A 26,020-nucleotide genomic window follows, 5' to 3' on the forward strand; every position below is an offset into this window, starting at 1 on the left:
GGCTCGCCCTGCCAGTACACCTCGCCGCCGTCCGGGCGCGCCAGCCCGGTCAGCAGGCGCAGCAGGGTGGTTTTTCCGGCGCCGTTGCCGCCGGTGACCTGCACCCACTCCCCGGCGTCCACGGTGAACGACAGCCCACAGAACAGCGTCCTCTCGTCCCGCTCGCAGTACAGATCTCTGGCTTCAAGCATCATTGTCATTGCGCATATTCAGGTTGATATGGCGTATAAACACCGGTCAGGCTTTCCAGGAAGGCGACGATATCGTCAATATCGTTTTGCGGCAGATCGGTGCCAACCTGGTAACGCAGCATCAGTTTTACCGCGCCATCCAGCGTCGGTACGTCGCCCCGATGGAAATAAGGCGCCGTTAACGCGACGTTGCGTAAGCCCGGGACTTTTTGCCGTAATTTATCGCGAACCTCTTTGGTGACGTTCATACGACCAATATCCGCTGCGGTAATTTCGCCAAAATTAAAGTCTCGCTTTAATCCCAATGGTTCAAAAGAGCGCCCGCCTAAAATGATACCGCCGTGACAGGTTGCACATTTATTTTCTTTAAATAATTGATAACCGTGTTTCTGTTGCGCGGTCAGCGCATTTTCATCTCCACGTAGCCATTTATCAAAGGCGGAATCCGGCGTTATCAACGTTTTTTCGAATTCGGCGATCGCATCAGTAATATTTTCCCCGGTAAATCCTTGCGGATAAACCGCCTGGAAATCTTTTTTCAGGACAGGATCTTTATCAAGCTTGCTAATAATTTCATCCCAGGATTTAGAGGCCATTTCAATAGGATTTAACGGTGGTCCGCCTGCTTGCTCCTGCAGGGTTGCAGCACGACCATCCCAAAATTGTTCGATATTAAATACGGAGTTGAATACCGTCGGCGCATTTATTGGTCCTACCGCACCGCCAACGCCAATTGAGGTTTTTCTGCCATCGACACCGCCCGCATTTAACGCGTGACAATGCGCACAGGATATTGTGCTGTCGCCGGATAAACGTTCATCATGATAAAGACGGAAACCTAAGTCGACTTTTTTCGCATCGACGGGAATATTGCGCGGAATAGGCTGAACGGGTTCATTCCGGTGCGCCGGGTCGGTATCGGCGCTGGCATAGTTGCGCTCACGCTGATCGGCTATCCAGTTCAGGATGTCAGTACGCTCTTTATCGCTGACGCCCCCCGCCCAGTGCAGCGCGACATAGCGGGTTGGCGGCATAGTCTGATGTTGCATAACCCATTCAATTTTATTCAGTTCGCTCTGCGGCACCGGCGTATCCGCAATCAGGGCGGCCCGTACCGCCTCCAGGTTAAACGATTTGTAGCCGAGCTGGATATCGTAATCCATTAGCTGCTTTGCCACCGGAAAAGAGGAATAAAAAGGTAATTCAGCGGAAGGCGTATGACAATAATCACATCCTTTCTCCCTGAAATAACCCAGTATTTTATTATTTTCACCCACAACCGAGGCCTGCACATCGCTTTTTTTACTGCGCTGTTTGTCGTAATACCATACATACCCGGACAAACCTAAATAACATAACAGCCCAACGGTGATAACCGTTGTCGCATAGAGGGTAATTTTTTTCATATCACTATCCTTATGGGGTATTGCGGCATGATTAATTAAATTTTATTTTTTTACTCATGAGGCCCGTCAATACTAAATACAAACCCATCATGGATATTGATTGGTATCAATAATTACAATTGGCTAAACCTATAGATATGATAACCCCCGACTATCGTAAGATTTATTTTGCGATGCCCGTCACAGGGTTTATTCAGCCGCAACAATGGATAAATCCTCTTTTCCGTCATCAAAACGAACAATAGCCAACAATAATTGACTTAACGCAGCATAAAAACCATAAGGATCATGCTTAAGGCAATTATTTGTAAATTCCGGAAGCCATTCCAGTAATGACGACAATGTTTTCTGGCGTAATTTATTCATTCTCCGTTGTTGGAACGATTCACCCAATGAAAAATGTAAATGGCTGAGTAATTCCAGATAAATCGCCAGGTGGTCGGCCGGCTCTTTAAAATCGTCGTTGACTTCCATCCCGGCTTCAAGCAATAAATGTTTAATCATGCCGGGTTCCTGCTGCGGGTATTGCGAGGCGTAGGGCAAGGCCGATTTTTTATCCGTCATCAGGAACAATCCGCAAAAATCTGCGGCCAGCTCCAGCTGCGCATCCTGGCGCAGGCTAAGCGCGGCAATTTTTTGTTCGAGTAACGCCACCGACGCCGCCAGCGCAGGCTGACGCTTTAACAGCGCCAGCCAGTCCGCGATTTCCGCGGACTGTAATTGTATTAACCCTTCATCATCCACTTCCCGGAAAAAGAGTAACGCCAGCCATGCATATACGCAGGCGTACTGTTCCTGAGCAAGCGCTGGCTGCTTAATCATGCGGATTCCCCTGCGATGCGGGTACATATTCACACTGCGCGACCATCTCGACCGGACCGTTAAACGCCGTGACGTTATCAATAGGGCCGGTATATTTTTCAATTTCCACCAGCGTCGTATGCGCGCTGGTCGCCTGCGCGAGCTGTGATGTACCGATATCCAGCGTTAATACGTTAGGGTTGCCGTACTTACACAACGCATTGATGTCGCCGCCTTTATCAGGATCGTACCAGGCGCCTTCATGAATTCGCGCCACGCCCGGCGCATAGCGATCGGAAACCACCGCCCCCGCCAGTACCTGCCCGCGTGCATTGAATACCCGCACGATGTCACCGTTGCGGATCCCGCGCGCGCTGGCATCCTGTGGGTTAATAAAGACCGGCTCCTTGCCGCCAACGGCATATTGCTGACGCAGCGTTTCCGACTCGCACAGTTGGGAATGCAGACGGAAATCAGGGTGGACGGACTGTAAGTGCAGCGGCCAGCGCTGCGATCCCGGCCCGCCATGCGAGCGTTCGATTTTTTCGAACCACATGGGATGGCCCTGACAATCGTCGTATTGCATGTCGGCGATCGTTTTGGAGTAAATCTCGATCAAACCGCTTGGCGTGCCCAACGGCTCCAGGTCCGGATCTTCACGGAAAGCCTGATGGCGCACAAACATCTGCGGATGATCAAACTCGATATACTCCTGTTGATTCCAGAACACCTCGAAAGTCGGTAAGTGGATACCGCGACCTTTTCCCTGCTGGCTCCCTTCCTGCCAGATGCGTTTCAGCCAGCCCATTTCATCAAGACCTTCCGTGAATGCCGCTTCACGGTTAAAGCGTCGGCAGAGATCGCGGAAAATATCAAAGTCGTTACGCGCTTCAAACTGCGGCGACACCACCTGTTTCATGGCGATAATGCCGCGGTTAGAGTGGTTGCCGAACTGATCGAGGTCGTTACGCTCAAATTGGGTGGTAGCCGGCAAAACGATATCCGCAAAGCGGCAGGTCGACGTCCACTGGTTATCAATAGCGATGACCGTTTCCAGCTTGCGCCACCCTTCAATTATGCGGTTAATTTGTTGGTGTCGGTGGAACGGGTTGGTCCCGGCGAACACGCACATCTTCAGCGGCGGTAATTTAACCGATTTGCCGTTCCAGTTAATGACCTTGCCCGGTTCAAGAATGGCATCCATAAAACGCGCAATAGGAATGGTGCTGCTGTAGCCTTTGTAATCCGTGCTGTCGTGTACTGGCGGAACGGTCGTCGAACCGGAAAAGCCGCTTAAAATGATCCCTTTACGACCAGGCGTCCCGGCGCCGTTGTAGTGCCAGCCAAAACCAAAGCCGCCGCCCGGTAAACCAATCTGTCCCAGCATTGCCGCCAGCACGACGACCATCCATGACCACTGTTCGCCATGCTGCATACGTTGTACGCACCAGCCAGCGATGATTTGCGTTCTGTCGCCCGCCATCTGCCGCGCCAACGCGCGGATGGTGTCGGCGTCAATACCGCACAGTTTTTCCGCCCAGGCGGCATCTTTGGGCTGTCCATCTTTTTCGCCCAGCAAATAGGGGAGGAACTGGTCAAAACCGACGCAGTAGTTATCGAGGAAATTTTTATCGTACAGTTTCTCACTGTACAGGGTATGCGCCAGCGCCAGTTGTAACGGGACATCCGTCTGCGGGTTAATGGCGATATGTTTGACCTTATCGCGCCCCAGATAATCGTGCGTGGAGGTGACGACCGGGTCGATGCTGATGACCGAGATAGCGCCGCTGGCAACCTTCTCTTTTAATTGTTCATAGTACTGATAGACATCGTGATCCGGGCACCACCAGTTTGCCTGCTGGTTTTTCACCATATCAGAACCCCATAGCACAATCGTTTTACTGTTCTGTAAAACCAGAGGCCATGACGTTTGCTGCTCGTACACTTCCATTGAACCCACCACGCGCGGCAGAATCACCTGCGCCGCGCCGGTCGAATAGTCCCCTCCCGTGCTGACGCTATTGCCATGTAGCGCAATCGCGCGCGCCAGCATCCCGGAGGCGTTATGGAACATGCCGGTAGATTGCCAGCCGCTCGCCGTCAGTAACGCGCTCGGCCCGTAGGTTTTTTGCACCCGCTCCAGTTCCTGATAGAACAGATCCAGCGCTTCATCCCAGGAGACGCGCACAAAACGATTATCGCCGCGCTGCGAGGTGTCGCTTTGATGACCTTTGCGCATCCAGTCGACGCGCACCATCGGATAGCGAATACGCGCCGCGTTGTGGACGTGATCGGGCAGGCCGGCGATCATTTTGGACGGGTATTTATCCTGTTCAAACGGTTTTGCCGCCACAAATCGACCGTCAACCACCGTGGCGCGAATCGCCCCCCAGTGAGAGCCGGTAAGGATACCCTCTTTCGTCGCGGCGCCTGGCGCAACGGCATCCGCCGCGCGGGCGCTACGGGGCGTCAGCAGTGACGGCCCCAGCATTCCTGCCACCGTCAAACCGCCAAGCTGCGCCAGAAAACGTCGACGAGAGACGTGTAACGGGTCCTTATTTTTCATTGTGTTCTCCCTTATCGCTGTGCGGCGTGTTGGTGGTATCAGACGCATTCATCTGGAGATATTTCAACAAGGTACGTTCTTCACGCTTATCCAGACTGGTGAAACCGATCATGCCGTTGAGCGTGCCGATCCAGCCGTTAGCGTCAAAGTGCGCTTTGTCCGGCGCGCCGTGACACTGATTACAGGTGCCGTTATAGAGGGAGTCGGCATAGGCCCAAATCGGTTTAATGTCATTTACCATGTCGCCTTTTTGCATCCACGCGGTTGCCTGTAATTTGCTCCACTGAGTATTGGTCGCCGCGACGGTGGTCTCTTCCAGCGTTTTCACATGCTGTTGCACATCGCCGCGAATCGAGGCGACAAAAATACGTTTACCGGGCAACTGCGTCAGCACGCGCTGGCGACCGTCCGTCTCCGTCCAGCCTTCGATTTGCACTTGCAGCCAGTCACCGTCCCGTTTAAGGACTTTCACTTCAGAAGCAGGTAACAGCGAACCTGCCGGTTCTTTATCGCCTTTAGCGGCGTAAATCGGCTTGATATCCAGCGAATAGAGCGTATCGCCGTCATTATGCGTACTGGCGCTGGCGCGCAGTTCATCAAACTGTTTGCGGAAACCGCTGCTCATATCCGGTAGCTGGTGGGCAATCCCTTTATGACAGTCGATACAGGACTGATTTTCTTTCGCGGCGATTTTCATTTGCCGCGCCGCTTCCGGGTTCTGTTTCGCATGATCCATCGCATCGTAGTTATGGCAGGAACGACAGGTCGCGGAGTTATTCTCTTTCATGCGCGCCCATTCACGCTCGGCAAGCTCGGCACGTTTGGCTTCAAATTTTTCCGGGGTATCAATCGAGTGGGCGATAAATGTCTGGTAAAGATCGTTGCTGGCTTCCAGCTTACGTTTCACCATGCCTGGAATATCAGGGGGGATATGGCAATCGTGGCATTCCGCGCGTACGCCGGAAGCGTTCTGGAAATGTACGGACTGTTTATATTCCTGATACACCGGCTGCATACTATGGCAGCTGACGCAAAACTCTGTCGTACTGGTCAGTTTGATACCGACGTGAGGTAACACGATCAGCGCAACGCCGATCACAATCCCGACAATGACCAGCGCCAGTATCGACCAACGGGCGCTTGGCCTGAGTAGCGCTCTCCAGAGTTTTCGCATAATAGCCCCTGTAATTATATGGTTTAATGCGCAGATCTTATTCCGCAAATATGAACAGCGTCACTGGTCAGTGATGAACGGGATACGGCAATATATGAACAGATATGAACAGAAAGAGACCGCGCGCAGGATGTCACATCACATTGTTATTGTTGAGGATGAACCTGTTACTCAGGCCAGATTACAGGCCTATTTTGAGCAGGAGGGATATCGCGTTTCGGTGACCGACAGCGGCGCGGGCCTGCGCGACATCATGGAGCATGAGCACGTTTCGCTGATCCTGCTGGATATCAACCTCCCCGACGAAAACGGGTTGATGCTGACCAGGGCGCTACGCGAACGCTCCACGGTGGGCATTATTCTGGTGACGGGGCGTTGCGACCAAATCGACCGCATCGTCGGGCTGGAGATGGGCGCGGACGACTACGTCACCAAGCCGCTGGAACTGCGCGAGCTGGTAGTGCGGGTAAAAAATCTTTTGTGGCGTATCGATCTGGCCCGCCCCACGCCGCAAAATGCCAGTGAAAACTGCTATATGTTTTCCGGTTACTGCCTGAACGTGATGAATCACACGCTGGAGCACAACGGTGAAGCCATTAAGCTTACGCGCGCAGAGTACGAGCTGCTGCTGGCCTTTGTGACCAACCCAGGCAAAGTGCTGCATCGCGAACGTCTGCTGCGAATGCTTTCCGCCCGCCGCGTAGAGACCCCGGATCTCCGCACGATTGATGTCCTGGTTCGCCGCTTACGCCATAAAATTACGCCGGAACTGCTGGTCACACAGCATGGCGAAGGCTACTTTTTAGCCTCGGAGGTGTATTGATACAGATAGACGGGCCGAAATCCCGGAGGCGATAGCGAACGGCGAACGCGCGCGCTGTCGGCGTTGTTATGCGTCAAAATAAGCACCGGCGGGCTGATATTTTCAGGCACCGGTTGCCCCTGTAAGACCTTAATCGACTGCGTTATCGCTAATTCTCCCTGCCAGGCCATCTGATCGCTGAGCGCCATCAGGATATGGCCGCGTTTTAAACCGCGATAAACCTGATGCGTCAGATAAAATGAGACGATCGTGAGCGGAGTCGTCAAATTTCGCCCTTCGCCCATCGCCGCCTCCGCCGCTATCGCCGACCCGGCGACCACATTGGCGTCCGGATGACGCTCCAGCATTTCCTGGAGTAAGTTTCGCTGCACTTCAATGTCGTTATCGCCCCAGGCGATATCCACAATGTTGATGGCGCTGCCTTTAATTGCCTGACGAAAACCCGCCACCATCTCCTGACTGCCGCCAGCTTCCTCCGGCCCCGGGAAGAGTAAAACGTTAAGCGTTTTTCCTTTGCTCCACTGCACCAGGAAACGTCCCGGCAGATAACCCATCTGAAACCACGGCAGACCGACGTGAGTTGCCACGCTGGCGTCGCGTATCACGTTCGCCACTTCAATAACCGGCACATTACCGGCATACCGTTCCAGTTCCGGGAAACGAATGGTACTGCTGCCAAGCAGAATAGCGTCGGCGCCCCACTCCCGGCACTGCGTCATTTGCTGTTGTTGCGTCGCCAGTTGCCGATAGCCATTCGCTTCCAGCACTTTTAAATCAACGCCATACAATTTGGCCGCTTTTTGCATCCCGTAGTTGACGGACAACCAGTAAGAATCTTTCAGGCTGGGGTATAATGCGCACAGTTTCCAGGGTTTACTCGCATTGACTGACGTTTGCCGCCAGGGAATCGCCCGATCGGCGCGCGTCCAGTGTAGCAGTCCGGTTTCGGCTGACGCCGTTTCTACATTCGAGACGATGATTATCAAAAAAAAGAACGAAATAAGCGCGCGCATGATAGCCCCACCAGCAACAAGGTTTTATCCTAATGGTTTTTCCGGCGGAAACTCAACCCATTTCACCCGCGGCGCATAAATGTCAACGCCTTCACTGACCCGCAGATTATGGCTGGCCTTCGCCCTGATGGCGGCACTCACCCTGCTCAGCACCGTGATCGGCTGGATAAGCCTGCGCGTCATTAGTCAGGTGGAGCAAACCAATACGCAAGCGCTGCTCCCGACGATGAATATGGCCAGGCAGTTAAGCGAAGCCAGCGCTTACGAGCTCTTTTCCGCGCAAAATCTGACCAATGCCGACAGTGAGGGCGTTTGGCTGGCGCAGGGGAAGATGCTGAAAGCGCAAAGCCTTAAAATTAACCATCTTTTGCAGGCATTAAGCGAGCAGGGATTTAATACCTCGGCCATCGCCCGGCAAGAAAAAGAGATTGCGCAAACGCTTGGGCAACAGGGAACGCTGGTCGGTGAAATTCTCACGCTGCGCGCACAGCAACAGCAGTTAAGCCGCCAGATTGCGGAGGCGGCGGAAAGCATTGCCGCCCAGGCTCACGGTCAGGCCAATAATGCAGCGACATCTGCGGGCGCCACCCAGGCCGGTATTTACGATCTTATCGAAAGCGGTAAAGGGGACCAGGCTGAACGCGCGCTTGACCGATTGATTGATATCGACCTTGAGTATGTGAATCAGATGAATGAGTTGCGGGTCAATGCCCTGCGGTTTAAGCAACTCATTGTGACCTTAAAAGACGCGCAAGGGCTGAGCGATGCCGAGGACACCGATGAAAAACTTAATCAGTTGGTTAAAATTTTATCCCGCCGCCAGCAGCGTATAGAAGATCCTACCGTTCGCGCCCAAATCGCCGACGCGCTGGAGAAAATAAACCAGTACACCACACTAGTTACCCTGTTTCGTAAGGAAAACGCCATCCGCGACCAGCTTCAAACGCTTATGGCCAATAACCTCTTTCAGTTTACCCGCTTCAGTACGGAAGTGTCGCAGTTGGTGAACGCCATCGAAAAACGAAACGAGGCTGGGTTAGCGCGTCTTACACACGCCAGTCAGCGTGGGCAAATAGGGTTAGTGATCTTAGGTATCCTGGCGCTGTGCTCATTAAGTTTTATCCTTTGGCGAGTGGTTTACCGTTCCGTATCCCGCCCGCTGGCGCAACAAACGCAGGCCTTACAGCGGCTACTGGAGGGCGATATTGACTCGCCGTTTCCGGAGGCGGCTGGCGTCAGCGAACTGGATACCATCAGCCGTCTGATGGAAGCGTTTCGCGCCAACGTGCGCAAATTAAACCGCCATCGTGAGGATTTGGCGGAACAGGTGCGTTCGCAAACGGCGGAGCTTCATGCGCTGGTGCTGGAACACCGGCAGGCGCGCGCCGAAGCGGAAAAGGCCAACGAGGCGAAATCGACGTTCCTTGCCGCCATGAGCCATGAAATTCGCACGCCGCTTTACGGCATTCTCGGTACGGTACAATTGCTGGCCGATAAACCGCTCATGGCAAACTACCGCGACGACTTACAGGCCATTAATGATTCTGGCGAATCGCTACTGGCGATTCTTAACGATATTCTTGATTACTCGGCGATTGAAGTAGGCGGCACCAACGTTTCTATTAGCGAGGAGCCGTTTGAACCGCGACAATTGTTGAATAGCGCGCTGCATTTAATGCACAGCCGCGTGCAGGTGGCGCTCATCGCCGACTTTAGCGAGCAACTCCCTTCCACACTACAAGGCGATCCGCGCCGGATACGTCAAATTGTGATTAATCTTTTAAGTAATGCGGCGAAATTTACCGATCGCGGCAGCATAGTGCTGCGCACGTTTTGCGACGATCAGAGCTGGTTTATTGAGGTTGAAGATACCGGGTGCGGTATCCCTGAAGCGAAGCTGACGGCTATTTTCAAACCGTTTGTGCAGGCGACAGGACGCCGGGGCGGGACGGGCCTGGGGCTGGCTATCAGCGCCAGCCTGGCAGAGGCGATGGGCGGGACGCTAACCGTCTCCAGTACGCTTCATGTTGGCAGTTGTTTTCGCTTACAACTGCCGGTTCGCCACCCCAAACCCGCAAGCAAAAGTGCGTTCAGGGAACCGGTAAATCTTAACGGACTACGCCTGTTGCTGATTGAAGATAATATGCTGACGCAGCGTATTACCGCTGAAATGCTCACGGGTAAAGGGGTGAAGGTCTCAGTAGCTGAAAGCGCGAATGACGCGCTACGCTGTTTAGCCGAAGGCGAGCCCTTTGATGTGGCGCTGGTGGATTTTGATTTACCGGATTATGACGGCTTAACCCTGGCGCAGCAGTTGATGAGCCTGTATCCCGCCATGAAACGCATTGGTTTTAGCGCGCATGTGATAGACGATAATCTTCGTCAGCGTACCGCCGGTCTTTTCTGCGGGATTATTCAAAAGCCCGTTCCCCGCGAGGAGCTTTACCGTATGATAGCGCACTATTTACAGGGCAAATCTCACAACGCGCGGGCGATGCTGAATGAACATCAGCTTGCCGGCGATATGGCGTCTGTCGGCCCGGAAAAACTCCGGCAATGGGTCGCGTTATTCAAAGACAGCGCGCTGCCTTTAGTCGAGGAGATCGAGGCGGCGCGCGCCATGAATGACGACGTTAACATTAAGCGGCTGGCGCATAAATTAAAAAGCGGCTGCGCCAGCCTGGGGATGACGCAGGCAACCGAAGCCTGTCGGGAGCTGGAATTGCAACCGCTTAGCGATATAGATATTAAAACTATCGTGACGCAGGGAGTGACGGCGCTCGACGCATGGATAGCCGATCATCCTTCGCCATAATAGCTTCCGGCTCGCCAAACGACGCGTTTCACATCACCAGTTATCAGGACATAAAACAGTACGCCGAGGGTATAAGAGGGAACTAGCCTACGGCTACTGCCTGTTTAATGATTCTGTGTTTTTTCGTCCTGTAGCCGTGCCTGCTCCGCCAGGGCGGCAAAATCTTTTTCGCTGTAATAGTGCGCGGGAGGCGGTAGCTGCGCCATATCCTCGCTGGGCCACAATTGTAGTTGCGCCAGCGTGCTAAGCTGGATACCGCGCCAGCGATGGGGCAAGCTCAGCGGCAATAGCGGCATTATCTCGCCAGGAATGGCGGTCGGCAGGCGGTCATCGCCCATCTGATAATTACGATGCAGCACCAGATATTTTTCCGGTACCCGCCGCTGGCTGTTCCACCAACGGCCATCAAGCATATCAAACTGAAAACGGGTGATCTGCGTCGGCTGCGCTGCCAGCTGCGTCAGCGCTTGCCGCAGCGCAGTTTCCATCGCCGTGTTGTACATCTCTTGCGTTTTCGTCTGGCCGCCGACAATTAAAGACGCCGCCAGACGGGCACCCGCGAGGTTAGAATAGAGATCTTCCGGCGAAAAGGCCGATACTCCCTCAGAAAATCCGCGAACAGACTCGAAACCGTACCATTGGGCGATTTCGTGCCACTCCGCCACCTGGAACGCCAGATGCGCCGACAGCCAGGCGGCCAGCGTGTAACGCTCGCGTGCATCGACCGGAGGGGTAAAAGCAGTAAAAACCAGACGCCGTTCGGCCAGCTCCTCGCCCAGATTCAGCGTAAAAGCCTGCCCCAGCTTTGGTAGTAGTTGGCTGAAGATATACACTGTCATATCAGCGGTATCCCGCACATGTGCGGTGTCGATGAATCCGCCACGCAAGGTATACACAATACCGTTATTCTCACCGCTAAGGCCAATCAGGTTTGCCACGCCCGAGTACAGATGGTCGTTGTACTGATGATGCCCCAGCGAGTCCACCGTCACGATGTTATTTAACTGATAGAACGGAACCGGCAGTCCCAGCAGCTCGGCATGCAGGTCGTAACCAAAAGCGCAACACGGCCGCAACCCCTTTGGCAGCGGCTGCGGCGGCATCGTCGGCCAGGCTTCACTGGCAGCAGGCATTGGGTGAGTGGACAGATAGAGCGACAGTGGTAAGGCGGCGCGGGCGCTCCCCGCCAGAAACAGCAGCGCCAGAAAGATAACCCGAACGACGGACCTCAAAATGCTTCTCCTACCTGAAAATAAAAACCGCTGCTAGCTTTGCCCACGCCGTAATCCAGCCGCACGTTGACGCGCGGCTTGAACTCAAAGCGATAGCCCACGCCCGCAGAAGGCAGCCATCGCCCGTCATCCAGATGGTGCAAAGACGATCCCATGGTGCCCGCGCCCACCCAACCGACAACGCCATGCCGCCAGCTCAGCTTATGGCGATATTCCAGCTGACCGCTGATAGCATTTTTATCGCGATAGCGCCCTTCATAATAGCCGCGCATACGATGGTTACTGCCCAGCAGCGGCAGCATATTCCACGGCACATCACCCTGAGTAAAAGCGCCGTCCGTTTCCCAGGCCAGCACATCTTTATCATTGAGGGCATGGTAACGACTATAGTGCAGTTGGTATTCATCAAACCGCGTATCGCTACCGACGTCCGGTGCGAAGTGGGTATAGCGAAGGGTGGCATACTGCCCTTTGCGTGGGTTAGGTATAAAATCACGATCATCCCAGCTAATCTCAACGCTACCGCCGTTACTCAGTGAAGAACAGCCCTGCGCTGTACTTTGAATTTTGGGCGGATCGGTCTCATCAATTTGCGCGGCGTGCTGTATATCCAGCGTCCAGCCAACGCCAAGATAGATATTGTTAACAAGCCGACGATACAGCATGGGTTGCAGATCCAGCACCTGCGCAGTATAGGCCTGCTTATGGCTGTCTTTATCACCGGCGGCAAAACCCTGTCCCCAATAGTAAGTGGGCGTGTCGCTCAATGCGCCAGTGAGGAAGAAACGCCAGCGATCTTGCGCGAAAAAAGCGTAATTTTGCAGGCTTACGCCAAAAGCGCCTGTGGAGCTGAAATAGCCGCTCAGCGACAGCGTGGATACCTGGCTAACCTTATCGGCAGGATCGGGGCGATACATACCGACGATAGCGGTGCCGATGCCCAGCCCCAGTTCAGGGGTATAAAATGGCCCGGGCATTACTCCCCAGTTGACGCCTTTGGCGGCATCGTAAGTATCGCTATCCCCCATTTGTTGTAGCCAGCCGTCCACCTGACTGCGGCTGGGCAGCGCCGCCTGCGCCACGCCGGACAGCACACCAGCGACGCAAAGCAACAGTCGGCAATGGCAGCGGTTCAAAAGCGGTACTCACCGGCCACAAAGAAGCTATTGCGCTCGGCAAAGCCAAACTCGGTGGTAACGTTGAAATGGCGGGTTATTTCATACTGAGCGCCCAGCAGCATGTTCCACGGTGATTGTAGATGCTGTTTGACGTCAAAGCGGCCGTTATTGTTATAGTTAGCCATACTCACCAGCCTTTGTAGCGTCGCTGACGGCATGGTCAGGTCGTCGAGGCTGCCTTTAAACTCCTGCTGCACATCCTGATACATGCTGCCGACCCAGACGTTTAGCTTGCCCGACGGCAGATGCATCTTATCTATACCCGGGGTGGTAAAACGGTAACCAACGCGAGGTGAGACGGTAAAGGCATCGATGCTGCCATCAAGGATATCGAACTGTGTCTGGGTGTAGTTAGCATCAACAGCGGTAAACCAGTTACCTACGCCGCCGACCAGCGTGGTGCCGATGCCATAGGTAGTGCCTTTAAAGTCGAGTTTAAACTTGAGGTTTTGCAGATCGGCGGGATGAAAAACGTGGCCATTTTTCGTCATCAACCCAACACCAATTTGCGAAATGGAATGACCATCGGTATAGCCCACCAGGCCGTACACATTCATAAATGGCAGCAGCCAGGCATCCAGCTTGACCGTTTCGGTCTTGCTCTTTTCACGGGTATGACCGACGTTAATTTTAAATGCGTTATCTAATGGAATTCCCCCGTTGGGACCTAAAGCCAGGCCATTAAAGTTGATGCTATCAACGTTAATATTCTGCCCAATATTCATGTAGTTAATATTGAGGCCAAATGGCTCGGGAAGCTCATAGCCACGCTTTCGGGCTTCATCACCCAGAAAAGGCAACACTGATGTACTGGCAGGCTTTGCCACCGGCGTTGTCGCGACTGGCGGTATGGCAGCAGATGGGACGTCATCCTGATAGCTATAAACAGGCGACAGGTTCGCCGGGGGGTTGGTAGCCGCCCAGGTAGAAAAAGCCATAGCGGGCAGCGCCAACAGCAAAAGGGAGCGTTTTTTCATAATGATGAAGCGTTTATTCTGGCGAGAAGCGCCGCCGGATCGAAAGGAGGAGGGAGAATATAGTAATCGTCGCCTGGTGGGCGGGATTTCTGTGCGAATTAATCTTTTGAAATAAAAAACTATTTTCTACAACGTCTTTGTTGCAACACATTAGCTTCATGAGTGGAACTATCGGCCCGACGGCGATCGGGCCGGAGTGAATCAGGACAGAACATGTTGTTCAATCGCCCAGGCAACACCATCTTCAAGGTTCGATTTAGTCACAAAGTTAGCCACCTCTTTGACCGACGGAATGGCGTTGTCCATTGCCACGCCCATACCGGCGTATTCGATCATCGCAATGTCGTTTTCCTGATCGCCAATCGCCATCACCTCCTCTGGCTTAATACCCAGCGCCTCGGCCAGTGATTTTACGCCGGTGCCTTTATTAACCCGTTTATCGAGGATTTCAAGGAAGTACGGCGCACTTTTCAGCACGGTGTACTTTTCCTTCACCTCTGCCGGTATACGCGCAATCGCCCGGTCGAGAACGGCAGGCTCATCGATCATCATAACTTTCAGGAACTGGGTGTTCGGGTCCATCTTCTCTGCTTCACAAAATACCAGCGGAATGGTCGCTACATACGACTCATGCACCGTGTAGTAGCTGATATCGCGGTTAGCGGTATAAAGCGTATTTCGGTCTAATGCGTGGAAGTGAGAACCCACCTCACGGGACAGTTTTTCCAGGTAACGGTAGTCATCATAGCTGAGCGCCGTTTGCGCAACCGTACTGCCGTCCCCTGCTTTCTGCACCAGCGCCCCGTTATAGGTGATGCAATAATCGCCGGGCTGTTCCATGTGAAGTTCTTTCAGGTAACTGTGCACACCCGCATACGGACGGCCTGTGGTCAGCACCACATTTACCCCTTTTTCACGCGCAGCGGCAATCGCGTTTTTAACCGCCGGAGAAATGGTGTGATCGGGCAGCAGAAGGGTGCCATCCATGTCGATAGCAATAAGTTTGATAGCCATGAAATCCCCGCATTAAATGAGTCCTGACTCATGCTAACGCGATTCCGCTCAAAAAACAGCAAAAGAGTCAGGGATAAAGGGGGATAAACTCTGGAAAAAGGATTCCTCTTTTGTCCGACATGATGAGGAGTTTAACGGTCTTTACAATGGTTGCTTCTATTGTGCATTGACCGATTTATCAGGCAATAACATATAGAAAAATAAAGGAGGTTATTGGGAAACTCACCGTCTATAGAAGAAAAAGAGACTGAGTGTCCCGTTAAACCATTTGAGGAATGAATAATTTGATGACAATTACCGTTGGTACTATCTGAAAAAAAATAAAAATAACACAGCTTTCGATTAAACGGCACACCGGTAAGAAAGCGCAGATAGAAAAAATAGCAATAAAATTAGCGGCGTGGTAATAATAACGAATATGACATGTAAGGAATACATTCATGAAAATAATTAAAATAATATCAGCCATTGCCATGAGTTATTTTTTAAGCGGTTGTATGACGTCATCTTTACTCGATACTATAAAAACGGAAAGCGCACCCACGACAGAAGTCTGGAAAACAGATGAAATAAAAAGTATCAAACCATCAACGACCACAAGCGGAGAGAAAACGTGGACATTTGTTGGTGAAGACAATAATTATCAACTTGATATAAAAGATGATAATATCAACACAACAACCAGAAATTTCGTCACTTTACTGAATAATCCTCATATCGATAAAAGAATTATCGAATTTTCCAAACAGCTTTACTGTTCTACCGATAGTAAAAAAGGGAACAAACAAAATGAGTTTCATTGCGTCCGCCCTTCAGATATTAGCTACAGCTATAAGTCTTTGACGGAAGAAGAAAAATCAAAAGTCAGAGAGGCATTTTATGTACATGAAAACGATCCTGGCAGTCCTTTTTATTTTACGTTAGCAGGAAAAATCCAACCCAAAGATGCCGATAATGAAAATGAAATATTACTAAAATCTTCCCATAAAATAAATTTCACACGTGATAAGAAGCATTTCTCGGCTAAGGTTTTATTAATGCCATTCTCTATTATTGGCGATGTTGTCACTGCGCCCTTCCAGGCAATTGGCTATATTATTATCATGAATTCTTTACCGGCGATGCGCTACTAATAATAAAGAATGCCTGAATGTATTCAGGCATTCTATGTCAGCCTTACCTTGTCGGATGGCGGAGTAAATACTCTATCCAACCAGCAAAGTATCTTTAATGCTAAACAATGGAAAATACATCAAGGATATATTATGAACAAATTATTAGAAATATTAATTTTAACAATACTTGTAGTGGCTATAATTCTTTATATTGGATATGTCATTGTATTGCACTCACTACCCCCAATGCGTTACTAAATCTCAGACTGCTGACAAACCTTCCAGGCGCTGTTAAATGTTGGGATTCGCTCCCCTCAACCTACAGACTAAATCTCTCCCTTATATAAGGGAGAGATTACGCGGGAATATTAAATATCGATATTCGCCGCTTTCAGGGCGTTCTCTTCGATAAAGGCACGACGCGGCTCAACGGCATCACCCATCAGCGTGGTGAACAGCTGGTCGGCAGCAATCGCATCTTTGACGGTCACACGCAGCATACGGCGGCTTTCCGGGTCCATGGTGGTTTCCCACAGCTGATCCGGGTTCATTTCACCCAGACCTTTATAACGCTGGATAGCCAGACCGCGACGTGATTCTTTCACCAGCCACTCCAGCGCCTGCTCGAAGCTGGTTACCGGCTGGCGACGCTCGCCGCGTTCGATAAACGCGTCCTCTTCAATCAGACCGCGCAGCTTCTCGCCCAGCGTGCAGATACGACGATATTCCGCGCCGGTCACAAACTCGTGATCCAACGGATAATCGGTATCCACACCATGCGTACGCACGCGAACGATAGGCTCGAACAGATTCTGTTCCGTATTAGTATGAACATCGAACTTCCACTGACTGCCGTGCTGCTCTTTCTCATTCAGCTCGGTAATCAGCGCATTCACCCAGCGCGTTACAGTCTGCTCATCAGAAAGATCGGCTTCGGTCAGAGTTGGCTGATATACCAGCTCTTTGAGCAGCGCTTTCGGGAAGCGACGCTCCATACGACCAATCATTTTCTGCGTGGCGTTATATTCAGAGACCAGTTTTTCTAACGCTTCGCCGGATAGCGCCGGCGCATGAGCGTTCGCGTGCAGAGTCGCACCGTCAAGCGCGATGGAAATCTGGTACTGATCCATCGCTTCGTCGTCTTTAATGTACTGTTCCTGCTTGCCTTTCTTGACTTTGTACAGCGGCGGCTGGGCAATGTAAACGTGGCCGCGCTCGACGATTTCCGGCATCTGACGATAGAAGAAGGTCAACAGCAGCGTACGGATGTGCGAGCCGTCGACGTCCGCATCGGTCATGATGATGATGCTGTGATAGCGCAGCTTGTCCGGGTTGTACTCGTCGCGACCGATACCGCAGCCCAGCGCGGTGATCAGAGTCGCCACTTCCTGAGAGGAGAGCATCTTGTCGAAGCGCGCTTTCTCGACGTTGAGGATTTTACCTTTCAGCGGCAGAATCGCCTGGTTTTTACGGTTACGCCCCTGCTTCGCAGAGCCGCCCGCGGAGTCCCCTTCCACCAGGTACAGTTCGGACAGCGCCGGGTCGCGTTCCTGACAATCCGCCAGTTTGCCCGGCAGACCGGCTAAATCCAGCGCGCCTTTACGACGGGTCATTTCACGGGCGCGACGCGCCGCTTCACGCGCACGCGCGGCGTCGATAATTTTGCCGACGACGATTTTCGCGTCAGATGGGTTTTCCAGCAGGTATTCGCTCAGCAGTTCGTTCATCTGCTGTTCTACCGCCGATTTCACCTCGGAAGAGACCAGCTTATCTTTGGTCTGCGAGGAGAATTTCGGGTCCGGTACTTTTACGGAAACCACAGCAATCAGACCTTCACGGGCATCATCGCCGGTGGCGCTGACTTTAGCTTTTTTGCTGTAGCCTTCTTTGTCCATGTAGGCGTTCAGCGTACGGGTCATCGCCGCACGGAAGCCTGCCAGGTGAGTACCGCCGTCGCGCTGCGGAATGTTGTTGGTAAAGCAGTAGATGTTTTCCTGGAAACCATCGTTCCACTGCAGCGCTACTTCCACACCGATACCGTCTTTTTCGGTGGAGAAGTAGAAGATATTCGGGTGGATCGGCGTTTTATTCTTGTTCAGATATTCAACAAACGCCTTGATGCCGCCTTCGTAGTGGAAATGATCTTCTTTACCATCGCGCTTGTCGCGCAGGCGGATGGAAACGCCAGAGTTCAGGAATGACAGTTCACGCAGGCGTTTCGCCAGGATCTCATATTCAAATTCAGTGACGTTGGTGAAGGTTTCGTGGCTCGGCCAGAAACGTACCATCGTGCCGGTTTTATCGGTATCGCCAGTGACGGCCAGGGGTGCCTGCGGCACGCCGTGCTCGTAGATCTGACGGTGAATTTTGCCATCTCGCTGGATAACCAGTTCCAGTTTTTGCGACAGAGCGTTGACTACCGAGACGCCCACGCCGTGCAGACCGCCGGAGACTTTATAGGAGTTATCGTCAAATTTACCGCCCGCGTGCAGAACGGTCATGATCACTTCCGCCGCCGAGACGCCTTCTTCCGGGTGAATCCCGGTAGGAATGCCACGGCCATCATCCGTTACGGACACGGAGTTATCGGCGTGAATAGTCACGACGATATCTTTACAGTGACCTGCGAGCGCTTCGTCGATAGCGTTATCTACCACCTCGAATACCATGTGGTGCAGACCGGTGCCGTCATCCGTGTCGCCGATATACATACCCGGGCGCTTACGCACCGCATCCAGCCCTTTCAGGACTTTGATACTGGAGGAGTCATAAGAATTCGACATCAACGTTTCTCGCTCATTTAATCTTGGGTTAATCCGTTATTTTACCCTTTTCCACGGTAAACATCTTCGAATTTTCATCCGACATGTCTATAACGTGTTCAGCGCTAATTGCGCTGACAAAGACCTGCGATTGCGTGGCTTTTAAGCGGCTGGCCAGCAGTCCGCGACGCGCATCGTCAAGTTCAGAGGCAAAATCATCTATCAGGTACAGGCAGCGCCGCCCGCTTTCGCGGGTAAGGAACTCGCCCTGCGCCAGACGTAAGGCGCACATCAATAACTTTAGCTGCCCGCGCGACAGGGTATCTTCCACCGGCGCGCCGTCAGCGCGAATGCGAAAGTCCGCTTTATGCGGCCCGTGCGCGGTGTAGGTCAACATACGGTCACGCTCAAAGCTTCGCTCCAGCACGTCCGCATAGTCCGTCTCTTTCTCCCAGCCTCGCTGGAAAGAGAACGTCAGGGAAAATTCAGGTAAAAACTGCTGACAGGTATCCGCCATGTCCTGTGCGATAGCGCTACTGTACTCCGCCCGCCAGGTACTAATTTGTTCCGCCAGCGGAATCAGCTCTTTATCCCACGGGCGCAATTGCTCATAACGACTCACCTGGCGCAGCGCGGCATTACGCTGTTTCAGCAATCGTTTCAGGTTGCTCCAGGCGGTGAAGAATCCGGCTTCGTTGTGAAAGCATCCCCAGTCAAGGAACGCTCTTCTGTATTTGGGGCCGCCGTTGAGTAAAGTAAACCCCTCCGGCGTAATCAACTGCATCGGCATTAAATGCGCCAGCTCCGCGATCTTGTGACCGTCGGTACCGTCGATACGGACCTTGCTGTCGCCCTGCTTATCTTTGGTTAAGCCAATCGACGTCTCACGCTCTTCGCCCTGTAATCGCCCGTGAAGAACAAACGCTTCCTGCTCATGACGAATCACGCGGCCAGGCTGCAAACTGCGAAACGCCCGACCATGGCCAAGCGTATAGATAGCTTCCAGCACGCTGGTTTTGCCGCTGCCGTTGGCGCCAACCAGGAAGTTAAAGCCGGGGGATAAAGCGAGATCCGCATTTTCTATGTTGCGGAAGTCTTTGATTAAAAGGCGCGTCAGTGACATATATTAGTACATTCGTCCAGGGGCGTGTGTGTCGCAGCCAGTTCGTCTACCGCCAGCGCGCAGAAAGCGGAGCGTACACGAAGTACGTGAGCATTTCGAGCACTGCCGGGAGGCGAAATGGCAAGTAAACCAGCCCCTTTTCAGATTCTACAGCCTCATTGGCATAACAACATAGGCAGCCGACTGTGACGCCGCATCTTCAATCTGTACGCTGGATACGGAATCCGTCAGCATAATGCGCACGGTTTCGCACTTCAGCGCATTGAGCACGTCCAGCACATAGCTAACGTTAAAGCCGATTTCCATCTCCGTCCCGCCGTAGCTCACGTCCAGAATCTCTTCCGCTTCTTCCTGTTCCGGGTTATTGGCAGTGATTTTGAGCTGATTCTCACTGACATACAGACGCACGCCGCGGAATTTCTCATTCGAGAGGATTGCCGCGCGGGCAAACGCCTGCTTGAGGATATCGCAGCCCGCTTCCAGATGTTTATCCGGATTCTTCGGCAGAACGCGACGGTAATCCGGGAAACGACCATCCACCAGCTTCGAGGTAAAGATAAAGTCGCCGACGTGCGCGCGGATATTATTACTGCCGATCTGCACGCGCAGCGGGTTTTCGCCGCCGTCGAGCATACGCATCAGTTCAATCACGCCTTTACGCGGCACAATCACCGAGTGGCTGGGTAAAGACGCCTCCAGCGGCATTGAGCACACCGCCAGACGGTGGCCGTCGGTCGCAACAGTGCGCAGTTCGCTGCCTTCCGTTTCAAACAGCATACCGTTTAAGTAGTAGCGCACATCCTGATGGGCCATCGAAAACTGGGTCGCTTCAATCAGGCGCTTCATCGTGGCCTGCGGCAGCGTAAATTCAACTTCGCTTTGCCAGTCGTCAAGATTCGGGAAATCGGCGGCAGGCAACGTAGACAGCGAGAAGCGGCTACGGCCAGAACGCACCAGCATCCGATCGCCCTCCAACTGAACGGCAATCTCCGCGCCCTCCGGCAGGCCGCGGCAGATATCAAAGAATTTCCGCGCCGGCACGGTAGTGGCGCCCGGCTCATGCGGCTGAGAAAGCGTAACGCGCGCGACCATCTCCATTTCAAGATCGGTGCCAGTCAGAGAAAGCGTACCGTCCGCTACCTGGAGGAGCAGGTTACCGAGAATCGGCAACGTAGGACGACCGCCCAGCGGGCCGCTGACCTGCTGAAGCGGTTTTAATAAATGTTCACGTTCAACGGTAAATTTCATAGGATCACGACGACAATGTTCTGATTAAATTCGAAAAATCTTCTTTGATATCGTGGCTTTCTTCACGCAGTTGCTCAATTTTACGACAGGCATGAAGTACGGTAGTGTGGTCGCGCCCGCCAAACGCATCGCCGATTTCCGGCAGACTGTGGTTGGTGAGCTCTTTTGCCAGCGCCATAGCCATCTGGCGCGGACGTGCTACCGAGCGAGATCGACGCTTAGAAAGCAGATCCGCAATTTTGATTTTGTAATACTCGGCCACCGTCTTCTGAATATTGTCGATGGTGACCAGTTTTTCCTGCAACGCCAGTAAATCGCGCAGCGCTTCGCGCACAAAGTCGATAGTAATCGCCCGGCCGGTAAAGTTGGCATTGGCGATCACCCGGTTCAGCGCGCCTTCCAGTTCACGTACGTTAGAGCGTAGACGCTTGGCGATAAAGAACGCGACCTCGCCTGGCAGACGAATATCATTTTCGTCCGCTTTTTTCATCAGGATCGCCACGCGGGTTTCCAGTTCTGGCGGTTCGATCGCCACTGTTAGCCCCCAACCAAAGCGGGACTTGAGACGATCCTCAACGCCGTTGATCTCTTTCGGATAGCGATCCGACGTCAAAATGATCTGCTGATTGCCTTCCAGCAGAGCGTTAAAGGTATGGAAAAACTCTTCCTGGGATCGTTCTTTATTGGCGAAGAATTGAATATCGTCGATCAGCAATGCGTCAACGGAGCGGTAGTAGCGTTTAAACTCTTCGATGGCGTTATTTTGCAGGGCTTTTACCATGTCCTGCACAAAGCGCTCGGAGTGCATATACACGACTTTCGCGTTGGGTTTGCGCGCCATAATGCCGTTACCCACCGCGTGCAGCAGGTGAGTTTTACCCAGACCGGTGCCGCCATAGAGGAATAACGGGTTATAAGCGCCGCCAGGATTATCCGCCACCTGACGTGCCGCCGCGCGCGCCAGTTGGTTGGATTTACCTTCGACGAAGTTATCAAATGTATGTTTTACATTGACGTTGGAGCGGTAGGTCGGCTCCGCCGGCGCTGGTACGTTATCCCAGCCCGAACGGGCCGCAGGCGCTACGCGCTGCGGCTGCGCCGTTGTTGTCTGCGCAGGCGCGACAACGTTATGCACAGGCGTTTTTAGCGTTTGCGTAACGGGCTTTGTTCCCACTTCAAAACGCAGTTGTGGGGCATCCGCGCCGCAGAATGTGTTGAGTAATCCATTGATATTGTTGAGGTACTTATCTCTTACCCAATCGAGCACAAAACGGTTTGGCGCATACAAAGCCAGCGTGTTATCGCTCAGTTCCGCCTGCAACGGGCGTATCCACATACTGAATTCTGTGGCTGGTAACTCATCCTGCAATCGGGCAAGACACTGCTGCCAAAGCGAAAGTGACACGGCGGACTCCACTCGAACAAAAGTCGATAAATGACAAAGGCTGATACATTAATGATTGTTGGCGCACGTCGATAAGACCCTGCATGAAGGGTGACGCACGAACCGCTGTCTGCGGTTTTCACGGATCTTTCAAACGATCGCGACTTCACGCAGTCTGAAAGATTTCGTGTTCATGCCTGACCAGGATCGTTTGAAACGATCAGGACCGCGGATCATAGCCTAAACTGAGCAAGAGATCTTCTGTTTCTCACAGATTCTTCCCTATTTATCCACAGGACTTTCCAGGAAAGGATAAGTGTAATCGATCCTGGGGAACTCCTGTACGCTTTCGCGCGCATATTGAAAAAATTAATAGGTAAAGGTGAGCAGACGCCTAAAAGATCGCATAAAGATCCAGGGCGATCCTTGCGCTTTACCTGGCAGTCCGTATAATTCTCCACCCGTCGCGCAATGCCCGTCATATGGCGTCAACGCTGCTTATTTTCCGCACAAAAAGGCGTGGAAAATCGCGGGAAAATAAGGAAAGAGAATTGACTCCGGAGTGTACAATTATTACAATCCGGCCTCTTTAATCACCCACACTGTGGCGTAAGTCGTTCAAAGTTTGTTCGGGTATACGCAAAAGTCAGTGAATTTATTCAAGTTTAGGTAGAAATCGCCATGAAACGCACTTTTCAACCGTCTGTACTGAAGCGCAACCGTTCTCACGGCTTCCGTGCTCGTATGGCTACTAAAAATGGTCGTCAGGTTCTGGCACGTCGTCGTGCTAAAGGCCGCGCTCGTCTGACCGTTTCCAAGTAATAAAGCTAACCCCTGAGTGGTTAAGCTCGCATTTCCCAGGGAGTTACGTTTGTTAACTCCCGCTCATTTCACATTCGTCTTCCAGCAACCTCAACGGGCTGGCACGCCGCAAATCACCATCCTCGGCCGCCTGAATTCGCTGGGGCATCCCCGTATCGGTCTTACCGTCGCCAAGAAAAATGTTCGACGTGCGCATGAACGCAACCGGATTAAACGTCTGACGCGTGAAAGCTTCCGTCTGCGCCAGCATGAACTTCCTGCAATGGATTTCGTGGTGGTGGCGAAAAAAGGGGTTGCCGACCTCGATAACCGTGCTCTCTCGGAAGCGTTGGAAAAATTATGGCGCCGCCACTGTCGCCTGGCTCGCGGGTCCTGATAGCCCTTATTCGGGTCTATCAACGCCTGATCAGTCCGCTGCTTGGGCCGCATTGTCGTTTCACGCCAACGTGCTCAAGCTACGGAATTGAGGCATTGCGCAGGTTTGGAGTGATAAAAGGCAGTTGGTTGACGGTGAAACGCGTATTAAAATGCCACCCTTTACACCCTGGTGGTGACGATCCCGTCCCGCCCGGACCATTTGATACCAGAGAACACTAACGATGGATTCGCAACGCAATCTTTTAGTCATCGCTTTGCTGTTCGTGTCTTTCATGATCTGGCAAGCCTGGGAGCAGGATAAAAATCCGCAACCTCAGACTCAACAGACCACGCAGACAACGACCACCGCAGCGGGTAGCGCCGCCGACCAGGGCGTACCAGCCAGTGGCCAGGGGAAAATGATTACGGTGAAAACCGATGTGCTTGATTTGACTATCAACACCCGTGGTGGTGATGTCGAGCAGGCCTTGCTCCCGGCTTACCCGAAAGAACTGGGTTCCAACGAACCGTTCCAGCTGCTGGAAACCACCCCGCAGTTTATCTATCAGGCGCAAAGCGGCCTGACAGGCCGCGACGGCCCGGATAACCCGGCGAACGGCCCGCGTCCGCTGTACAACGTCGAGAAAGAGGCGTTTGTACTGGCCGACGGTCAGAACGAACTGCAGGTTCCGATGACTTATACTGACGCCGCAGGCAACACGTTTACCAAAACGTTTGTCTTTAAGCGTGGCGATTATGCGGTTAACGTGAACTATAGCGTGCAGAACACCGGCGAAAAACCGCTGGAAGTCTCCACCTTTGGTCAGTTAAAACAATCCGTCAACCTGCCTCCTCATCGCGATACCGGCAGCAGCAACTTTGCGCTGCATACGTTCCGCGGCGCAGCGTACTCCACGCCGGATGAGAAGTATGAGAAATACAAATTCGACACTATTGCCGATAACGAAAACCTCAACGTCAGCTCCAAAGGCGGTTGGGTGGCAATGTTGCAGCAGTATTTCGCTACCGCATGGATTCCGCGTAACGACGGCACCAACAATTTCTACACCGCTAATCTGGGTAACGGCATTGTCGCTATCGGCTATAAAGCGCAGCCGGTACTGGTACAGCCAGGCCAGACTGGCGCGATGACCAGCACCCTGTGGGTCGGCCCGGAAATTCAGGATAAAATGGCGGCTGTTGCACCGCACCTGGATTTGACCGTGGACTACGGTTGGTTGTGGTTCATCTCTCAGCCGCTGTTCAAGTTGCTGAAGTGGATCCACAGCTTTGTGGGCAACTGGGGCTTCTCCATTATCATCATTACCTTTATCGTTCGCGGTATCATGTACCCGCTGACCAAAGCGCAGTACACGTCAATGGCGAAGATGCGTATGCTGCAGCCGAAAATTCAGGCGATGCGCGAACGTCTTGGCGATGATAAACAGCGCCAAAGCCAGGAGATGATGGCCCTGTACAAAGCGGAGAAGGTTAACCCGCTGGGCGGCTGCTTCCCGCTGATCATCCAGATGCCTATCTTCCTGGCGTTGTACTACATGCTGATGGGTTCCATTGAACTGCGTCATGCGCCGTTCGCGCTGTGGATTCATGACCTGTCCGCACAGGACCCGTACTACATTCTGCCGATCCTGATGGGCGTAACGATGTTCTTCATTCAGAAGATGTCGCCGACCACCGTGACCGACCCGATGCAGCAGAAGATCATGACCTTTATGCCGGTCATCTTTACGGTGTTCTTCCTGTGGTTCCCGTCAGGTCTGGTGCTGTACTATATCGTCAGCAACCTGGTCACCATCATTCAGCAGCAGCTGATTTACCGTGGTCTGGAGAAGCGTGGCCTGCATAGCCGCGAGAAGAAAAAATCCTGATTCGGTGTAGGCCGGATAAGGCGAAGCCGCCATCCGGCAAGGCGCGCCGGTCAGCCTGATGGCGCTAACGCTTATCAGGCCTACAATCAAAAGGCGGTCATATGACCGCCTTTTTTATTGCAACAAAGTT

At 52.8% G+C, this 26,020-nt stretch carries 22 protein-coding genes; 8 read left to right on the top strand and 14 right to left on the bottom strand.

What is annotated here, in order from left to right; all coding sequences use genetic code 11:
• From NA986_RS22905 to torC, 5 genes are all read right to left on the bottom strand, one after another.
• Positions 1 to 191: ATP-binding cassette domain-containing protein (locus tag NA986_RS22905; protein WP_198889153.1), on the bottom strand; the 191-nt coding region annotated here is incomplete at its 3' end.
• 5 nt (positions 192 to 196) lie between these two features.
• Entirely contained in the window at positions 197 to 1,597 is a 1,401-nt protein-coding gene (locus NA986_RS22910) for a cytochrome-c peroxidase (protein WP_000724476.1), read from the bottom strand.
• Between the two features lie 189 nt (positions 1,598 to 1,786).
• A complete protein-coding gene (torD, locus tag NA986_RS22915) occupies positions 1,787 to 2,419 on the bottom strand; it encodes a molecular chaperone TorD (protein ID WP_000595415.1) in 633 nt (210 codons plus the stop codon).
• Positions 2,412 to 4,964 carry a trimethylamine-N-oxide reductase TorA gene (gene torA / locus NA986_RS22920; protein ID WP_023215960.1) on the bottom strand — a complete coding sequence of 851 codons (2,553 nt, stop codon included), beginning with the start codon at positions 4,962 to 4,964 and terminating at the stop codon, positions 2,412 to 2,414. The genes torD and torA overlap by 8 nt, the downstream gene beginning before the upstream one ends.
• Positions 4,954 to 6,138, bottom strand: coding sequence for a pentaheme c-type cytochrome TorC (torC, locus tag NA986_RS22925; protein WP_001230254.1), 1,185 nt, complete (start codon positions 6,136 to 6,138; stop codon positions 4,954 to 4,956). Before torC ends, torA begins: the two co-directional genes overlap by 11 nt.
• 130 nt (positions 6,139 to 6,268) lie before the next feature.
• Here torC and torR point away from each other — a divergent pair, with 130 nt between their 5' ends.
• Positions 6,269 to 6,961: a two-component system response regulator TorR gene (torR, locus tag NA986_RS22930; RefSeq protein ID WP_001562512.1), complete on the top strand. Its 693-nt coding sequence runs from the start codon at positions 6,269 to 6,271 to the stop codon at positions 6,959 to 6,961.
• Here torR and torT read toward each other — a convergent pair.
• Complete coding sequence (torT, locus tag NA986_RS22935) at positions 6,934 to 7,974, bottom strand: TMAO reductase system periplasmic protein TorT (protein ID WP_001202049.1); 1,041 nt, start codon at positions 7,972 to 7,974, stop codon at positions 6,934 to 6,936. The genes torR and torT overlap by 28 nt on opposite strands.
• A 79-nt stretch (positions 7,975 to 8,053) precedes the next feature.
• Here torT and torS point away from each other — a divergent pair, with 79 nt between their 5' ends.
• Complete coding sequence (torS, locus tag NA986_RS22940) at positions 8,054 to 10,789, top strand: TMAO reductase system sensor histidine kinase/response regulator TorS (RefSeq protein ID WP_023215959.1); 2,736 nt, start codon at positions 8,054 to 8,056, stop codon at positions 10,787 to 10,789.
• Positions 10,790 to 10,893: 104 nt separating this feature from the next.
• Here the strand turns inward: torS and NA986_RS22945 are convergent, their stop codons facing one another.
• The 4 genes from NA986_RS22945 to yidA form a co-directional block, all read right to left on the bottom strand.
• Complete coding sequence (locus NA986_RS22945; protein WP_001258173.1) at positions 10,894 to 12,021, bottom strand: DUF4056 domain-containing protein; 1,128 nt, start codon at positions 12,019 to 12,021, stop codon at positions 10,894 to 10,896.
• A complete protein-coding gene (locus tag NA986_RS22950; RefSeq protein ID WP_001078025.1) occupies positions 12,018 to 13,157 on the bottom strand; it encodes a BamA/TamA family outer membrane protein in 1,140 nt (379 codons plus the stop codon). The genes NA986_RS22945 and NA986_RS22950 overlap by 4 nt, the downstream gene beginning before the upstream one ends.
• Positions 13,154 to 14,176 (bottom strand): hypothetical protein, encoded by a 1,023-nt coding sequence (locus NA986_RS22955; RefSeq protein ID WP_023215957.1) that lies wholly within the window; start codon positions 14,174 to 14,176, stop codon positions 13,154 to 13,156. Before NA986_RS22955 ends, NA986_RS22950 begins: the two co-directional genes overlap by 4 nt.
• A 201-nt stretch (positions 14,177 to 14,377) precedes the next feature.
• Positions 14,378 to 15,190 carry a sugar-phosphatase gene (yidA, locus tag NA986_RS22960; protein ID WP_000985571.1) on the bottom strand — a complete coding sequence of 271 codons (813 nt, stop codon included), beginning with the start codon at positions 15,188 to 15,190 and terminating at the stop codon, positions 14,378 to 14,380.
• A 440-nt stretch (positions 15,191 to 15,630) separates the two neighbouring features.
• Between yidA and NA986_RS22965 the strand changes: the two genes are divergently transcribed.
• The gene (locus NA986_RS22965) at positions 15,631 to 16,323 is read left to right on the top strand and encodes a hypothetical protein (RefSeq protein ID WP_024147149.1); all 693 of its coding nucleotides are present in this window, start codon (positions 15,631 to 15,633) and stop codon (positions 16,321 to 16,323) included.
• A gap of 350 nt (positions 16,324 to 16,673) precedes the next feature.
• Here the strand turns inward: NA986_RS22965 and gyrB are convergent, their stop codons facing one another.
• From gyrB to dnaA, 4 genes are all read right to left on the bottom strand, one after another.
• Positions 16,674 to 19,088 (bottom strand): DNA topoisomerase (ATP-hydrolyzing) subunit B, encoded by a 2,415-nt coding sequence (gene gyrB / locus NA986_RS22970; protein ID WP_000072047.1) that lies wholly within the window; start codon positions 19,086 to 19,088, stop codon positions 16,674 to 16,676.
• A gap of 28 nt (positions 19,089 to 19,116) precedes the next feature.
• Positions 19,117 to 20,190, bottom strand: coding sequence for a DNA replication/repair protein RecF (gene recF, locus NA986_RS22975; RefSeq protein ID WP_000060081.1), 1,074 nt, complete (start codon positions 20,188 to 20,190; stop codon positions 19,117 to 19,119).
• 147 nt (positions 20,191 to 20,337) lie between these two features.
• Positions 20,338 to 21,438: a DNA polymerase III subunit beta gene (gene dnaN, locus NA986_RS22980; RefSeq protein ID WP_000673474.1), complete on the bottom strand. Its 1,101-nt coding sequence runs from the start codon at positions 21,436 to 21,438 to the stop codon at positions 20,338 to 20,340.
• 4 nt (positions 21,439 to 21,442) lie between these two features.
• On the bottom strand, positions 21,443 to 22,843 hold the full coding sequence (gene dnaA / locus NA986_RS22985) for a chromosomal replication initiator protein DnaA (RefSeq protein WP_000059093.1): 1,401 nt from the start codon (positions 22,841 to 22,843) through the stop codon (positions 21,443 to 21,445).
• Positions 22,844 to 23,182: 339 nt separating this feature from the next.
• On the opposite strand from dnaA, the gene NA986_RS22990 reads away from it, so the two are divergent.
• The 5 genes from NA986_RS22990 to yidC all read left to right on the top strand — a co-directional run bounded on the left by NA986_RS22990 (position 23,183) and on the right by yidC (position 25,890).
• On the top strand, positions 23,183 to 23,275 hold the full coding sequence (locus tag NA986_RS22990) for a hypothetical protein (protein WP_418142141.1): 93 nt from the start codon (positions 23,183 to 23,185) through the stop codon (positions 23,273 to 23,275).
• 228 nt (positions 23,276 to 23,503) lie between these two features.
• A complete protein-coding gene (rpmH, locus tag NA986_RS22995; RefSeq protein ID WP_000831330.1) occupies positions 23,504 to 23,644 on the top strand; it encodes a 50S ribosomal protein L34 in 141 nt (46 codons plus the stop codon).
• Between the two features lie 16 nt (positions 23,645 to 23,660).
• On the top strand, positions 23,661 to 24,020 hold the full coding sequence (gene rnpA, locus NA986_RS23000; protein WP_000239725.1) for a ribonuclease P protein component: 360 nt from the start codon (positions 23,661 to 23,663) through the stop codon (positions 24,018 to 24,020).
• Entirely contained in the window at positions 23,984 to 24,241 is a 258-nt protein-coding gene (gene yidD / locus NA986_RS23005) for a membrane protein insertion efficiency factor YidD (protein ID WP_001307474.1), read from the top strand. Before rnpA ends, yidD begins: the two co-directional genes overlap by 37 nt.
• A 2-nt stretch (positions 24,242 to 24,243) precedes the next feature.
• A complete protein-coding gene (gene yidC, locus NA986_RS23010; RefSeq protein ID WP_000378283.1) occupies positions 24,244 to 25,890 on the top strand; it encodes a membrane protein insertase YidC in 1,647 nt (548 codons plus the stop codon).
• Positions 25,891 to 26,020: the final 130 nt, after the last annotated feature.

This window comes from Salmonella sp. NW177 (genome assembly GCF_051811585.1).
GTDB lineage: Bacteria > Pseudomonadota > Gammaproteobacteria > Enterobacterales > Enterobacteriaceae > Salmonella > Salmonella enterica.